This window comes from Streptomyces sp. NPDC001709 (genome assembly GCF_053596375.1).
The window spans coordinates 112,744-127,276 of the sequence record NZ_JBSFGB010000022.1 but is presented as its reverse complement, the minus strand read 5'-3'; the positions used below and the strand labels follow the sequence as shown (position 1 = coordinate 127,276).

Sequence of the window (14,533 nt, the reverse complement as noted above, 5' to 3'; positions counted from 1 at the left end):
CCGTGATTCCGACGCGCTCGGGCCGCGGCGAGTTCATGGCCGGTTCCGATTGCCGGAGCGCGTACGGCCGGTTTCTGCAGGCCGCTCATATGGGGGGCCGCTTGCCGGTTCTTCACACCTTTGGGAATCGCGTGGCCGCAGGGGCTGCGTGGCCCGTGCAGCGAAGGGGGAACACCCGTGACCGGAACCGTCACCCACGACCCGCCGCCCGGCACCTCGGACCGGCCGGACCGGCCGCTCATCGTCACCGAGGACGCCGAACTCCTGGACGACCTGCTGCGCCTGTGCGCGGCCGCCGGCGCCACACCCGAGGTCCACCACGGCGTACCGGAACACGGCGACGGCTGGGAGCGAGCCCCGCTGGTGCTGGTCGGTGACGACGCCGCCCGCCGGGTCGGCGGGGCTACGCGCCGGCGCGGAGTGGTGCTGGTCGGCCGTGACCAGGACGACCCGGGGGTGTGGCAACGCGCCGTGGAGATCGGCGCCGACCACGTCCTGATGCTTCCCGACGGCGAGCAGTGGCTGGTCGACCGGATCGCCGACGTCGCCGAGGGAGTCGGCCGCCCGGCCCTCACCGTCGGGGTGATCGGCGGCCGCGGCGGGGCCGGCGCCTCCACGCTCGCGTGCGCCCTCGCCGTCACCTCCGCGCGCGAGGGACTGCGCACCCTCCTCGTGGACGCCGATCCGCTGGGCGGCGGACTCGACGTACTCCTCGGCGGCGAGAGCGCCGACGGACTGCGCTGGCCCGCCTTCGCCGCCTCCCGCGGCCGGGTCGGCGGCGGCGCCCTGGAGGAGTCGCTGCCCGAACTGCACTCCCTGCGGGTGCTGAGCTGGGACCGCGGCGACTGCGTCGCCGTTCCGCCGCAGGCGGTGCGCGCGGTGCTCGCCGCCGGCCGACGGCGCGGCGGCACGGTCGTGGTGGACCTGCCCCGCCGCCTCGACGAGGGGGTCGCCGAAGTCCTCGCCCAGCTCGACCTGGCGCTGCTCGTGGTCCCCGCCGAACTGCGCGCGGTCGCGGCCGCCGGGCGCGTCGCCTCCGCCGTCGGCATGGTCGTGCGCGACCTCCGCGTGGCGGTACGCGGGCCGTACGCGCCGGGCCTGGACGACCAGGAGGTGGCCCGCCTGCTCGGCCTGCCGCTGGCCGGCGAGGTGCCGGTCGAGACCCCGCTGCTGCGCCCGCAGGGCGGCGCGAAACCGCCCGCCGCGACCGGACGCGGACCCCTCGCCCGCTTCTGCACGCACTTCTGGGAGCGCGCCCTGGTCGAGGCCGGGGGCACCCGATGAGCCTCCCCGGACTCGACCGCGCGGACGGCGCCGCCCTGCTCGACGGCGTCCGGCGCCGGCTGGCCGAGAGCGGCGCCGAACCCACCCCCGCGCGCGTGGCCCAGGCGCTGCGGGAACAGGGCCGGGTGCTCGGCGACGCCGAAGTCCTCGGCGCGGCCCGCCAACTGAGGTCCGAACTCGTCGGCGCCGGCCCCCTGGAGCCGCTGCTCGCCGACCCGGACGTCACCGACGTGCTCGTGTCCGCCCCGGACCGGGTCTGGGTGGACCGCGGCCGCGGCCTGGAGCCGACCCCCGTGACCTTCCCCGACGCGGCGGCCGTACGACGCCTCGCGCAGCGCCTGGCCGCCGTGGCCGGACGCCGGCTGGACGACGCCAGGCCGTGGGCGGACGCCCGGCTGCCCGACGGCACCCGGCTGCATGCGGTGCTGCCCCCGGTCGCCGTCGGCTGCACCTGCCTGGCCCTGCGGGTCGTACGGCCCCGGGCGTTCACGCTGGAGGAACTGGTCGAGGCCGGCACCGTGCCGCCCGGCGGCGACCGGATCCTGCGGGCGCTGCTGGCGGCCCGGCTGTCCTTCCTGGTCAGCGGCGGTACCGGATGCGGCAAGACGACCCTGCTCAGCGCCCTGCTGGGGCTGGTCGGGCCGGGCGAGCGGATCGTGCTCGCCGAGGACTCGGCCGAGCTGCGGCCGGACCACCCGCACGTCGTCCGGCTGGAGACCCGGCCCGCCAACCAGGAAGGCGCCGGGCTGGTCACCCTGGAGGACCTCGTCCGGCAGGCGCTGCGGATGCGGCCCGACCGGCTGGTCGTCGGAGAGGTCCGCGGCCCGGAGGTCGTGCATCTGCTCGCGGCCCTCAACACCGGCCATGAGGGCGGCTGTTGCACGGTCCACGCCAATGCCGCCGGAGACGTCCCGGCCCGCCTGGAGGCGCTGGCCACGGCCGCCGGGCTGGACCGGGCCGCGCTGCACAGCCAGTTGGCGGCCGCGCTCTCGGTGGTCGTGCATCTCGTACGGGACCGGTCCGGGCGGCGCCGGATCGCCGAGGTGCACGTACTGGAGCGGGACGCCACGGGGCTGGTCCGGACGGTGCCGGCCCTGCGCTGGGGCGAGCGGGCCTTCGTACGGGAGCGGGGCTGGGAGCGGCTGCAGCGGCTCCTGGACGCCGGAGCGGACTCGGAGAGGGGTACGGGAAGTGATCGGTGAGACGTCCATGGGTGCCGCGCTGATCTGTTTCGGCGCGCTGGTCTGGCTGCTGGGCGGGTGGCACTTCGGCATGCGGCGGGCGCGGCTGCTGCTCGCGGGCGGTGGAGTGGTGACGACCGGCCCGCCCTCCTGGGACCAGGCTCTCGCGGAACTGCGGCGGCTGAGCGGCCGTGTGGGGGCCGAGTGGTGGGCGCTCGTGGCCGGCCTGCTGCTCGGGCTGCTGGGGGCCTCGGTGATTCCGGTCGTCGCGGGGGCGGCCGGGGTGCCGGTGCTGCGCCGGGTGCGGCTGGCCCGGCAGGCCCGGCTCGTCCGGGAGCGGCGGGCGGACGCGGTGATCGCCCTGTGCGGGGCCCTCGCCGGGGAGGTGCGCGCCGGACGGCAGCCCGCCGAGGCGTTGCTGCGGGCGGCGCGGGACTCCGGCGGGCTCGGCGAGGCGGAGGCGGCCGTGGTCGCGGCGGCGCGGTTCGGCGGGGACGTGCCGGGCGCGCTCGCCGCGGCGGCCCGGCAGCCGGGCGCCGAGGGCCTGCTCGGGCTGGCCGCGTGCTGGCGGGTGGCCGTGGACCAGGGCGCCGGACTCGCGGTCGGCCTGGACCGGCTGGACGCGGCCCTGCGCGCCGAGCGGGACCAACGCGCCGATCTCCGCGCCCAGTTGGCGGGCGCCCGGGCGACCACGGTGCTGCTCGCCGTACTGCCCGCCCTCGGGCTCCTCCTCGGCTCGGCCATGGGCGCGCACCCCCTCCACGTACTGCTCCACACCGGCGCCGGCCTCGCCTGCCTGGTGGTCGGCTCGGCGTTCGAGGCGGCGGGTGTGTGGTGGGCCGTGCGGATTGTGCGGGGAGCGGGGGCGGTGTGAGCGGGGGATCGGCGTGTGCGGCGGTGTGCGGGACGCGATGGGCGGGCCAAGGGACGTGGGGAGAGAGGGCGGCGTGAACGGGGAAGTTGTCCACAGGTTGGGGATGGTCGGCGGGGTGGTGCTGGTCCTCGGCTGGGCGGTCCGGCGGCTGGATCTGGTCCGGCGGCGGCGTCGGGCGCGGCGGCGGGTGGCCGAGCTGCTCGGCCTGGAAGTGCCGGTGCCCAGGAGCCGGTTGACCGCGGCGGGCGCGGTGCGGCGCTGGCTGCCACCGGCCGGGGTGGTGTGTGGCGCGTGGGTTCTGGTCGGTGGTGTGGCCGGGGCCCTGCTGGGGCTGGGTGCCGGGGCCCTGCTGTGGCGGTGGCGGAGTCGCCGGATCGCGGCCGATCGGGAGGATCCGGTCGACACAGCGACAGCCGCACGCCAACTCCCGCTCGCCGCCGACCTGCTGGCCGCCTGTATCGCGGCCGGCGCCGGGCCGGTGGTCGCCGCCCAGGCGGTGGGTGAGGCGCTCGGCGGACCGGTCGGGGAGGCGCTGGCGCGGGGCGCGGCGGAGGTGCGGCTCGGGGGTGAACCGGCGGACGCCTGGCGCAGGTTGGCCGCGCTGCCTGGCGCCGGGGCCCTCGCGCGGCTGCTGGAGCGGGCCGACGAGTCCGGGCTTCCGGCGGCCGCACCGGCCACCCGTCTCGCCTCCGACGCACGCGCGCAGTGGGCCCGCACCGCGACGGCCCGGGCCCGGCGTGCGGCCGTACTGATCTCCGCGCCGGTGGGCCTGTGCTTCCTGCCCGCCTTCGTCGCGGTCGGCGTACTGCCCGTCGTGATCGGACTCGCGGGCGGGGTGATGAGAGGCAGGTGAGGCGTACGAGAAGGAACCAGCCTGAGTCACCGGCGGGAACCACAAAAGACCTGTAAATCAAGGGGGTTGGAATGAACGGGAAGATCAAGGACGCGGCGGTGCGGCTGCTGCGGGGGATGCGCCGCTCAGATGCCGGAATGGTGACGTCCGAATACGCGATGGGGATCATCGCGGCCGTCGGGTTCGCATTGCTGCTCTACGAGGTCGTCACCAGCGGCCAGGTCCGGACGGAGCTGCAGGACATCGTGAAGAAGGCCCTCAGTGCGCGGATGTGAGCGAGGGGCGGACCGGGGGTTCGTGACCGCGGAGGCGGCCGTGGTGCTCTGTGTGCTGGTGGCGTTCACGATGGCGCTGGTCTGGGGGCTGCTCGTGGTGGCCGCACAGATCCGGTGCGTGGACGCCGCCCGCATCGGCGCCCGGGCCGCCGCGCGTCAGGACCCGGCCGACGCGGTGGTGACGGTGACCCGGGAGGCGGCGCCGCGCGGGGCGCGGGTGACCGTCGGGCGCGAGGACGGCCAGGTCCGGGTGACGGTGGTGGCCAGGCCGCCGGTGTTGAGCGGGCTGCCGTTCGAGGTGCGGGAGGAGGCCGTCGCGCCGGCCGAGGAGACCCTGGGCACGGGGGAGGCGGGGCCGTGAAGCGGGAGCGGCCGGGCTCCGACCGTGGGTCCGCCACCGTGTGGAGCCTGGGGGCGATCGCCGTGCTCTGTGCGGTGTTCGGCGCCGTGCTCGCGCTCGGGCAGGCCGTCGTCGTCCGGCATCGGGCGGCCGGCGGCGCGGATCTGGCGGCGCTCGCGGCGGCGGCCCACTGGACCGAGGGCGGCGCGGCGGCCTGCGCGCGGGCCGAGCGGCTGGCGGCGGCCCAGGGGGTACGGCTGGTGCGGTGCGCGATCGTCGGCGAGACCTCGGATGTGACGGCAGCCGCCGGAAGAGGACCGTTCGCGGCGGAGGCCAGGGCCAGAGCGGGGCCGGTGGGACCAGATCCGGCGGCATCGGGGCCGCGGGAACCCGGGCCGGCGGAATGGGGGCCGGAGGAACCGGTGCGGGCCGGATCCGTCCCGACGGGATCCGGGTCGGAGGGAGCCTCACCGGAGAGACCCGTGCCGGGCTCCCTCAAGCCCGCGGCGCCCGCCCCGGCGCCGGCTCCGTCGGTTCCTCCGTCGGCTGTTCCCCCGGCTTCTCCTCCGGTGCTCCCCGCAACAGCACCGTGAGCAGTCGTACCGCCCCCCTCTTGTGCAGCGGATCGTTGCCGTTGCCGCACTTGGGGGACTGGATGCAGGACGGGCAGCCGGCCTCGCACTCGCAGGAGGCGATGGCCTCGCGGGTGGCGGTGAGCCAGGCGCGGGCGGTGTGGAAGGCACGCTCGGCGAAGCCCGCGCCGCCGGGGTGGCCGTCGTAGACGAAGACCGTCGGAAGGAGGGTGTCGGGGTGGAGGGGGACGGAGACGCCCCCGATGTCCCAGCGGTCGCAGGTCGCGAAGAGGGGCAGCAGACCGATGGAGGCGTGCTCGGCGGCGTGCAGGGAGCCACCGAGGATCTCCGGGTTGATCCGGGCCTCGTCCAGCTGGTCGTCCGTCACCGTCCACCACACCGCGCGTGTGCGCAGCGTACGAGGAGGGAGGTCGAGCTTGGTCTCGCCGAGCACTTCGCCGGTGATGAGGCGCCTGCGGAGGTAGGAGACGACCTGGTTGGTGACTTCGACCGAGCCGTAGCAGAGGCGGCCGGCGCCCCAGGGGATCTCGGTGTCCGTCTCCAGGATGGAGATCGAGGTGGTGTCGCGGGCGACCGTGGAGTACGGCGGGTCGGCCTGCTCGACCAGGGCGACCGAGTCCTCCAGGTCGAGCTGGCGAACCAGGTAGGTGCGGCCCTGGTGCAGGTGGACCGCGCCCTCGTGGACCGCGGAGTGCGCGGCGGCGGCGTCGACCGTGCCGAGCAGACGGCCCGTGCCGGACTCCACGACCTGCACCGGGCGCCCGCCCGCGCCGCGGATGTCGGTCAGGTCGGCGGCCCGCTCCCGGCGCGTCCAGTGCCAGGCCTTCGTCCGCCGGCGCAGCAGCTTCGCGGCCTCCAGCTGCGGCAGTACGTCCGCACAGGCGGGGCCGAAGAGGTCCAGGTCCTCCTCGGTCAGCGGGAGTTCCGCGGCGGCGGCGCACAGGTGCGGGGCGAGGACGTAGGGGTTGTCGGGGTCGAGGACGGTGGACTCCACCGGTTGGTCGAACAGGGCCTCCGGGTGGTGGACCAGGAAGGTGTCCAGCGGGTCGTCGCGGGCCACCAGGACCGCGAGCGCGCCCTGTCCGGAGCGGCCCGCGCGGCCCGCCTGCTGCCACAGGGACGCGCGCGTGCCCGGGTAGCCGGAGATGACCACCGCGTCCAGGCCGGAGACGTCCACGCCCAGCTCCAGGGCCGTCGTGGCGGCCAGCCCGAGGAGTTCGCCGGAGTGCAGCGCGCGCTCCAGGGCGCGGCGCTCCTCGGGGAGGTAGCCGCCGCGGTAGGCCGCGACCCGCCGGACCAGGGAGCGGTCGACCTCGGCCAGCTTCTCCTGGGCGATCACCGAGATCAGCTCGGCGCCGCGCCGGGACCGTACGAAGGCGACCGAGCGCACGCCCTGCACGGTCAGGTCGGTCAGCAGGTCGGCGGTCTCGGCGGTGGCGGTGCGGCGTACCGGGGCGCCCTTCTCGCCGTGCAGCTCGGTGAGCGGCGGCTCCCACAGGGCGAAGACCAGCTCCCCGCGCGGGGAGGCGTCGTCCGCGACCTCGGTCACCGGCAGGCCGGTCAGCCGGCGGGCGGCGACGGCGGGCTCGGCGGCGGTCGCGGAGGCCAGCAGGAAGACGGGCGAGGCGCCGTAGCGGGCGCACAGGCGGCGCAGCCGGCGCAGCACCTGGGCGACGTGCGAGCCGAAGACGCCGCGGTAGGTGTGGCACTCGTCGATGACGACGTACTTGAGCGACTTCAGGAAGGAGGACCAGCGCGGGTGGGACGGGAGTATCCCGCGGTGCAGCATGTCGGGGTTGGTGAGGACGTAGTTGGCGTACTGGCGGATCCACTCCCGTTCCTCGAACGGGGTGTCGCCGTCGTACACGGCGGGCCGTACGGCGCTGCCGAGAGGTTGTGAAAGTTCCTTCACCGACCGGCACTGATCCGCCGCGAGCGCCTTGGTGGGCGCCAGGTACAGCGCGGTGGCCCCGCGGCCGTTCGGAGCCTCGGAGCCGTCCAGGAGGGTCGACAGGACGGGCACGAGGTACGCCAGGGACTTGCCGGAGGCGGTGCCGGTGGCGACGACCACCGAATCGCCGTCCAGGGCGTGCTCGGCGGCCAGCGACTGGTGCGCCCAGGGGTGTTCGATGCCGCAGGCCTGGACGGCCGCGATCACCTCGGACCGAATCCGGTCAGGCCAGACGGCATGGCGGCCCTCGCGCGGGGGCAAGTGCTCCGTATGAGTGATGCGCGCAGACCGGCTCGGCCCGGAGGCGAGCCGGTCCAGGACCGTGCCCGGAGACGGGCGGGACGCCGGGTCCGCCGGGGATCGATCGGATCGGTGATTCTTGGCCATCGGCACCGAGTGTGTCACTGGCGTGACGGACAATGGAGCCAAGGCGTCGTGCACGCCTGCCGGTAAGTGATTGAATGCCATCGCGGCTGGCGAAGCGTCCCGAGGGCCGCAAGCCGAGGTGCCCGAGGGGCGACCGCTCGATAGCAAGGTGCTGGAGGATCCGTGGACCTGTCCCTGTCGACCCGTACCGTCGGCGATCGTACGGTCGTCGAGGTCGGTGGCGAAATCGATGTATACACCGCGCCCAAGCTGCGCGAGCAGCTGGTCGAGCTGGTGAACGACGGGAATTTCCACCTCGTCGTCGACATGGAGGGCGTGGACTTCCTCGACTCCACCGGGCTCGGCGTGCTGGTCGGCGGCCTGAAGCGAGTGCGTGCCCACGAGGGCTCGCTGCGCCTGGTCTGCAACCAGGAGCGCATTCTCAAGATCTTCCGCATCACCGGCCTCACCAAGGTGTTTCCGATCCACACCTCGGTCGAGGAAGCGGTGGCGGCCACCGACTGACCCTGGACCGGTCACCGGCGCCGGGCTCCTGCCGGAGTCCCGACGCCGGCCGGTCCCGTCCGGCCCGTTGCGTACGCGGCCGGTGAGTCGGCCGGTTCCGTCCCGGGCTCCGAAGCGGTCCGGGGCACAGAAGCACACCAGGGGGTGCGGGCGCTCGGCGGCCCCGCCCCCGTCCGCACGCCCGTAGTCGCGAGGGGGATGCATGGCCACCGTCGAACTCCGCTTCAGCGCGCTGCCCGAGCACGTCCGGACCGCCCGGTTGGTGGCGGCCGCGGTGGCACGCAGGGCCGGAGTGGACGAGGCCGTCCTCGACGAGGTCCGGCTCGCCGTCGGCGAGGCCTGCTCCCGCGCTGTCGGACTGCATCAGAGCAGCGGCATCAGCGCGCCCGTGAAGGTGGCGCTGATCGAGGAGGAGAAACAGTTCTCCATCGAGGTCGGCGACGAGGCGCCGCACGCGGTCCCGGGCGACACGCCCGGCGCCGCACAGGACGGCGAGGAGATCGAGGAGGACGAGATGGGCCTTGCGGTCATCAGCGGCCTCGTCGACGACGTCCAGGTCAGCACCGGACACGACGGCGGCCTGATTCGCATGACCTGGCCGACCACACCGCCGGCCGCGGCGTCGGCCACAGCGCTTCTCTGAGCGCTGCCGTAGCACTTCACGAGGGCCCTGCCAAGCAGGGCCCTCGGCGTTTTTCCATATGAACAGGCCACCTCCCGAATTCGTGAAGGAATTCACGATCTTTCGCGATCATTCCTCAATGCCCTGGGGGCATTACTCCATTCGGGTTGTGTGCCGATCTCGATCTTTTGCTGATGAGCCCGTTGAGGCTAATTCCGTTTACCGCGCCCTGTTGAGATCACTCCGAGGTACCTAGAATCCGTCCACATCTTGAGCTCAGTCCAAGCGTCAAGGAGGACGAATGGCGGGGCTTTCCATCCCACAATCGGATCACCCCACATCCCTCGCGGCCGCGGTCCTGACCGACGACAACCGGATCATCGTGGCCGTCATCGCGGCGGTCGCCCTGGCCGCTCTGGTGGTCGCGGGGATCCTGGTGCGCCAGGTGCTGGCCGCGGGCGAGGGCACCGACAGCATGAAGACGATCGCCGAGGCGGTCCAGGAAGGCGCGAAGGCGTATCTCGCCCGGCAGTTGCGCACGCTCGGCGTATTCGCCGTCGTCGTCTTCTTCCTGCTCATGCTGCTGCCTGCGGACGACTGGAATCAGCGTGCCGGACGATCGGTGTTCTTCCTGATCGGCGCGGCGTTCTCGGCGGCCACCGGCTATATCGGCATGTGGCTCGCCGTACGCAGCAATGTCCGGGTCGCCGCGGCGGCCCGGGAAGCCACACCGGCACCAGGCGAACCAGAAAAGGATCTCACCACCGTCTCGCACACCGCGATGAAGATCGCATTTCGCACAGGCGGCGTCGTCGGCATGTTCACGGTGGGGCTCGGTCTGCTGGGCGCCTCCTGCGTGGTGCTGGTGTACGCGGCCGATGCGCCGAAGGTGCTGGAGGGCTTCGGCCTCGGTGCCGCCCTGATCGCCATGTTCATGCGTGTGGGCGGCGGCATCTTCACCAAGGCCGCCGACGTCGGCGCCGACCTTGTCGGCAAGGTCGAACAGGGCATTCCGGAGGACGACCCGCGCAATGCCGCGACCATCGCCGACAATGTGGGCGACAACGTCGGCGACTGCGCGGGCATGGCGGCCGACCTCTTCGAGTCGTACGCCGTCACCCTGGTGGCCGCACTGATCCTCGGCAAGGCCGCCTTCGGCAACTCCGGGCTGGCGTTCCCGCTGCTGGTGCCCGCCATCGGCGTGCTCACGGCGATGATCGGCATCTTCGCGGTCGCCCCGCGCCGCACCGACCGCAGCGGCATGACCGCGATCAACCGTGGATTCTTCATTTCCGCGGTGATCTCCCTGGCACTGGTCGCGATCGCCGCCTTCGTCTACCTCCCGTCGAAGTACTCCGGCCTCGGCGGCGTGACAGACGCGGCGATCAAGGGCAAGACCGGCGACCCGCGGCTCCTCGCCCTGGTCGCGGTGGCGATCGGCATCCTGCTCGCCGCCGTCATCCAGCAGCTGACCGGCTACTTCACCGAGACCAACCGCCGTCCGGTCCGGGACATCGGCAAGACCTCCCTGACGGGCCCGGCCACGGTCGTCCTGTCCGGCATCTCGCTCGGCCTGGAGTCGGCCGTCTACACCGCGCTGCTCATCGGGCTTGGCGTGTACGGCGCGTTCCTGCTCGGGGGTACGTCGATCATGCTCGCGCTGTTCGCGGTCGCGCTGGCCGGCACCGGCCTGCTCACCACGGTCGGCGTGATCGTCGCCATGGACACCTTCGGGCCGGTCTCCGACAACGCGCAGGGCATCGCCGAGATGTCCGGCGACGTCGAGGGCGCCGGCGCCCAGGTGCTCACCAACCTGGACGCGGTGGGCAACACCACCAAGGCCATCACCAAGGGCATCGCCATCGCCACCGCCGTCCTCGCCGCGTCGGCGCTGTTCGGGTCGTACCGCGACGCGATCACCACCAACGTGCAGGACGTCGGGGAGAAGCTCACCGGCCCCGGTGCGCCCCTGAGCCTGTCCCTGGACATCTCGCAGCCCAACAACCTCGTCGGCCTCATCGCGGGTGCGGCGGTCGTCTTCCTCTTCTCCGGACTGGCCATCAGCGCCGTGTCACGGTCGGCCGGTTCGGTGGTCTTCGAGGTACGGCGGCAGTTCCGTGAGAAGCCCGGGATCATGGACTTCACCGAGAAGCCCGAGTACGGCAAGGTCGTCGACATCTGCACCAAGGACGCGCTCAGGGAGCTGGCCACACCCGGTCTGCTCGCCGTGATGGCGCCGATCTTCGTCGGGTTCACGCTCGGCGTCGGCTCGCTCGGCTCCTACCTCGCCGGCGCGATCGGCGCGGGCACGCTGATGGCGGTGTTCCTCGCCAACTCCGGCGGCGCCTGGGACAACGCCAAGAAGCTGGTGGAGGACGGGCACCACGGCGGCAAGGGCAGCGAGGCCCACGCGGCCACCGTGATCGGCGACACCGTGGGAGACCCCTTCAAGGACACCGCGGGACCGGCGATCAACCCGCTGCTGAAGGTCATGAACCTGGTCTCGCTGCTCATCGCCCCCGCGGTGATCAAGTTCTCCTACGGCGCCGACAAGAACCTGGGCGTGCGGATCCTGATCGCGGCCCTCTCGCTCGTGGTGATCGTCCTTGCCGTGTACATCTCCAAGCGGCGCGGGATCGCCGTCGGTGACGAGGGGAGCGCCGAGCGGGTCGCCAACTCACCGAACACGGCGGTGGTTTCCTAGACCTTCTGGGAAAGCCCTGCTCAACGGGCGGGCGGACGGCGCGTGCTGACGCGCCGCCCGCCCGCTGTCGTCCATGGGGTTCGTTCGCGGGTTCGTCCATGGGTTCGTCCGTGGGCTCGCCCGCGTGGTGAGCCTTCTCTCGCATGGTGCAAAGAGTCACAAAGGGCGTCTTGGAGGGCGTTCGGGGTGCGGTGGGTGTGGGTCCGCCGTGTAGGGTCCGTGGGCCGAGAGCCATGGAAGGGACCAATCCGGTGAACAAGAAGCTCGCGGCCGCACTGTCCGGCGGTGCGGTACTGGTGGTGGCGCTGTCGGGATGCAGCAGCAGCGGCGGCGGCGACAAGGGGCCCGACCCCAAACTGGTCGCCTGGGCCAAGTCGGTGTGCGACGCGGTGCCCGCGCAGGACGCGAAGATCAAGGCGGCGAACGCGTCGATCTCGGCCATCGCCACCGACAGCAACCTGCCGCCCAAGAGCGCCCAGAAGACCTACTCGCAGGCCTTCCAGGACATGGCCGACGGCTACAAGGCGCTCGCCGACGCCCTCGACAACGCCGGGGCTCCCCCCGGGGTCGCCGACGGCACCAAGCGGCAGCAGGACGCCGCCAAGAACCTCGCCGGTCTCTCCGCTTCGTACACAGCCCTGAAGAAGAAGGTCGACGGGCTCGACACCAGCGACCAGGGCAAATTCGCCCAGGGCCTCAAGGACGTCGCCGCCACCCAGACCAAGGAGGTCGGCAAGCAGAGCGACAGCGGCACGGAGGCGCTGAAGCGTCTGGAGCAGGGCGACGTCCAGCAGGCGATGGCGCAGCAGGCCAGCTGCAAGAAGGCCGCGGCGACGGCGACGGCACCGGCTTCGCCCTCGTCGTCGGCGGGCTGACGGGGCCGTTCAGGCGGCGGCCTGCGTTCGGCGGTCCAGAAGGATGGCTCACGAACGGTGGTTCACGATCGGCGGCTCACGGTGGCCAGTGGTCCACGGCAGGCGGTTCGGGGCGGCCACTGGTCCGTGGTCGGCGGTTCACGGCCGCCGGTGGTGCGCGGCCGACGCGGGGCCGGTGGCCTCGCTCGGCCAGTCCGTCGGGTACCCGGCCGACAGAGGCTGATCGGAGCCGGGGCGGCGAGGCGTGCTGAGGCCGCGTCCGGCAGCTGCCCCGGGCCACAATGGGGGGCGTGACTGACTCCGGACTCGCCTCCCTGCCCGCTTCCGACCGGCCCGACGTCGCCGCGCGCCTGCGGGACGCGCTGCTGGCCGCCTCCTTCACCGCCGACGGGCTGCTCGACCTGCTCGGCGCCCCCGCGTACGCGGCGCTGGCCCGCAGCGAGACCGTGCCCGCGCTCAGGGCGACCCGTGGCGACACGCCGCTGGAGACGCTCGTACGGCTGTTCCTGCTCCAGCAACCGGTGCCGTACGCGCGCGTGGCGGCCGTTCTGCCGGTCGAGGAGGTGCTGGAGGCCCGGTGGCTCACGCGCGTGGGCGGCGACGAGGTGGCCGCCACGGTGGACGTACGGCCCTACGGCGGCCCCGCCGGCGAGGACTGGTTCATCGTCTCCGACCTGGGCTGCGCGGTCGGCGGGGCCGGCGGTATCGGGCAGCTGGGCCGTCAGGCGGACGCAGCCGTCGTCCTGGGCGTCGGCGGCGCCTCCACGACCCTCGCCGGTATCACCGTACGTACGCCGGTCGCCTCCGCCCTGGACCTCGGCACCGGCTCCGGCATCCAGGCTCTGCACGCCGCCCAGCACGCCACGTGCGTGACGGCGACCGACCTCAACCCGCGCGCGCTGCACATCACCGCGCTCACCCTCGCGCTCTCCGGCGCACCCGCCGCCGACCTGCGCGAGGGTTCGCTGTTCGAACCGGTCCGGGACGACGAGACGTTCGACCTGATCGTCTCCAACCCGCCCTTCGTCATCTCGCCCGGCGCCCGGCTGACTTACCGGGACGGTGGCATGGGCGGGGACGATCTGTGCCGCTCGCTCGTTCAGCAGGCGGGGGAACGGCTGAACGAGGGCGGGTTCGCGCAGTTCCTCGCCAACTGGCAGCACATGGCAGGGGAGGACTGGCAGGACAGACTCAGGTCATGGGTGCCGCGCGGGTGCGATGCCTGGATCGTGCAGCGCGAGGTGCAGGACATCACGCAGTACGCCGAGCTGTGGCTGAGGGACGCCGGTGACCACCGCGGGGATCCGGCGGACTACCAGGCGCGGTACGACGCCTGGCTCGACGAGTTCGAGGCGCGCAAGGTCAAGGCGGTCGGCTTCGGCTGGATCACCCTGCGCCGGACGGGTTCCGCCGAGCCCGTCGTCACGGTGGAGGAGTGGCCGCACCCCGTTGAGCAGCCCCTCGGCGACACGATCCTGGCGCACTTCGAGCGGCTCGACTACCTCCGGGAGCACGACGACGCGGCGCTGCTCGAAAGCCACTTCAGGCTCGCTGCCGAGGTGGTCCAGGAGCAGGTCGGACTGCCCGGCGCGGAGGACCCGGAGCACGTGGTGCTGCGCCAGCACCGCGGGATGCGCCGGGCCACGAAGGTGGACACGGTCGGCGCCGGGTTCGCGGGCGTCTGCGACGGCACGCTGAGCGCGGGCCGCATCCTGGACGCCATCGCCCAGCTCATGAACGAGGACCCGGTCCTGCTCCGCGACCGGACCCCCGCGCAGATCCGCCTGCTGGTGGAACAGGGCTTCCTCGAGCCGGGCAACTGAACGAGCCGGACCGGGGCGAGGGCGAGGGGTCCGGCGCGCGGCGGGGTCATGGCTGTGGGTCCGCCGGGTGGCTGGGTCACGGTGACTGGTTCGGCGGGGGCTGGGCTGTGGCCGTGGGTTCGCCGGGTGGCCGGGCTACGGTGGCTGGTCCAGCGGGCGGCTGGGACACGGCTGTGGGTTCGCTGAGTGGTCGGTCGTGGTGGCTGGTTCGGCGTGCGGCCGGGCTACGGTGACTGGTCCGGCGCGGGGCTGGGCCGCGGCTGTGGG

At 73.3% G+C, this 14,533-nt stretch carries 12 protein-coding genes and 1 pseudogene; 12 read left to right on the top strand and 1 reads right to left on the bottom strand.

What is annotated here, in order from left to right:
- The first annotated feature begins 177 nt into the window (after window positions 1–177).
- From ssd to ACWC0C_RS29300, 7 genes and pseudogenes are all read left to right on the top strand, one after another.
- Window positions 178–1,284 carry a septum site-determining protein Ssd gene (gene ssd / locus ACWC0C_RS29330; protein ID WP_449198556.1) on the top strand — a complete coding sequence of 369 codons (1,107 nt, stop codon included), beginning with the start codon at window positions 178–180 and terminating at the stop codon, window positions 1,282–1,284.
- Complete coding sequence (locus ACWC0C_RS29325; protein WP_450866961.1) at window positions 1,281–2,486, top strand: TadA family conjugal transfer-associated ATPase; 1,206 nt, start codon at window positions 1,281–1,283, stop codon at window positions 2,484–2,486. Before ssd ends, ACWC0C_RS29325 begins: the two co-directional genes overlap by 4 nt.
- A 7-nt stretch (window positions 2,487–2,493) precedes the next feature.
- Complete coding sequence (locus ACWC0C_RS29320; protein ID WP_450867015.1) at window positions 2,494–3,339, top strand: type II secretion system F family protein; 846 nt, start codon at window positions 2,494–2,496, stop codon at window positions 3,337–3,339.
- Between the two features lie 73 nt (window positions 3,340–3,412).
- On the top strand, window positions 3,413–4,192 hold the full coding sequence (locus ACWC0C_RS29315; protein ID WP_450866960.1) for a type II secretion system F family protein: 780 nt from the start codon (window positions 3,413–3,415) through the stop codon (window positions 4,190–4,192).
- Window positions 4,193–4,263: 71 nt separating this feature from the next.
- On the top strand, window positions 4,264–4,467 hold the full coding sequence (locus ACWC0C_RS29310) for a DUF4244 domain-containing protein (protein ID WP_450866958.1): 204 nt from the start codon (window positions 4,264–4,266) through the stop codon (window positions 4,465–4,467).
- A 22-nt stretch (window positions 4,468–4,489) separates the two neighbouring features.
- Entirely contained in the window at window positions 4,490–4,828 is a 339-nt protein-coding gene (locus ACWC0C_RS29305) for a TadE family type IV pilus minor pilin (RefSeq protein ID WP_449198560.1), read from the top strand.
- Window positions 4,825–5,187 (top strand): annotated as a pseudogene (locus tag ACWC0C_RS29300) (Rv3654c family TadE-like protein); the annotation flags it as partial. The gene ACWC0C_RS29305 and the pseudogene ACWC0C_RS29300, both read left to right, overlap by 4 nt.
- Before the next feature lie 115 nt (window positions 5,188–5,302).
- Here ACWC0C_RS29300 and ACWC0C_RS29295 read toward each other — a convergent pair.
- On the bottom strand, window positions 5,303–7,819 hold the full coding sequence (locus ACWC0C_RS29295; RefSeq protein WP_449198561.1) for a DEAD/DEAH box helicase: 2,517 nt from the start codon (window positions 7,817–7,819) through the stop codon (window positions 5,303–5,305).
- Window positions 7,820–7,900: 81 nt separating this feature from the next.
- On the opposite strand from ACWC0C_RS29295, the gene bldG reads away from it, so the two are divergent.
- The 5 genes from bldG to ACWC0C_RS29270 all read left to right on the top strand — a co-directional run bounded on the left by bldG (window position 7,901) and on the right by ACWC0C_RS29270 (window position 14,266).
- Window positions 7,901–8,242: an anti-sigma factor antagonist BldG gene (bldG, locus tag ACWC0C_RS29290; protein ID WP_010986038.1), complete on the top strand. Its 342-nt coding sequence runs from the start codon at window positions 7,901–7,903 to the stop codon at window positions 8,240–8,242.
- A 202-nt stretch (window positions 8,243–8,444) separates the two neighbouring features.
- The gene (locus ACWC0C_RS29285) at window positions 8,445–8,885 is read left to right on the top strand and encodes an ATP-binding protein (RefSeq protein WP_449198562.1); all 441 of its coding nucleotides are present in this window, start codon (window positions 8,445–8,447) and stop codon (window positions 8,883–8,885) included.
- Window positions 8,886–9,165: 280 nt separating this feature from the next.
- Entirely contained in the window at window positions 9,166–11,568 is a 2,403-nt protein-coding gene (locus tag ACWC0C_RS29280) for a sodium-translocating pyrophosphatase (protein ID WP_449198563.1), read from the top strand.
- Between the two features lie 251 nt (window positions 11,569–11,819).
- The gene (locus tag ACWC0C_RS29275) at window positions 11,820–12,443 is read left to right on the top strand and encodes a small secreted protein (protein ID WP_449198564.1); all 624 of its coding nucleotides are present in this window, start codon (window positions 11,820–11,822) and stop codon (window positions 12,441–12,443) included.
- Window positions 12,444–12,724: 281 nt separating this feature from the next.
- Window positions 12,725–14,266, top strand: a complete 1,542-nt coding sequence (locus ACWC0C_RS29270) for a DUF7059 domain-containing protein (RefSeq protein WP_450866955.1) — start codon at window positions 12,725–12,727, stop codon at window positions 14,264–14,266.
- The last annotated feature ends 267 nt before the right edge of the window (window positions 14,267–14,533 follow it).

Coding starts and splice junctions, on each gene's coding strand:
- ACWC0C_RS29295 (WP_449198561.1), bottom strand. CDS start 7,819: ATGGCATTCAATCACTTACCGGCAGGCGTGCACGACGCCTTGGCTCCA.
- ACWC0C_RS29320 (WP_450867015.1), top strand. CDS start 2,494: ATGGGTGCCGCGCTGATCTGTTTCGGCGCGCTGGTCTGGCTGCTGGGC.
- ACWC0C_RS29310 (WP_450866958.1), top strand. CDS start 4,264: ATGAACGGGAAGATCAAGGACGCGGCGGTGCGGCTGCTGCGGGGGATG.
- ACWC0C_RS29325 (WP_450866961.1), top strand. CDS start 1,281: ATGAGCCTCCCCGGACTCGACCGCGCGGACGGCGCCGCCCTGCTCGAC.
- ACWC0C_RS29285 (WP_449198562.1), top strand. CDS start 8,445: ATGGCCACCGTCGAACTCCGCTTCAGCGCGCTGCCCGAGCACGTCCGG.
- ACWC0C_RS29280 (WP_449198563.1), top strand. CDS start 9,166: ATGGCGGGGCTTTCCATCCCACAATCGGATCACCCCACATCCCTCGCG.
- ACWC0C_RS29270 (WP_450866955.1), top strand. CDS start 12,725: ATGGGGGGCGTGACTGACTCCGGACTCGCCTCCCTGCCCGCTTCCGAC.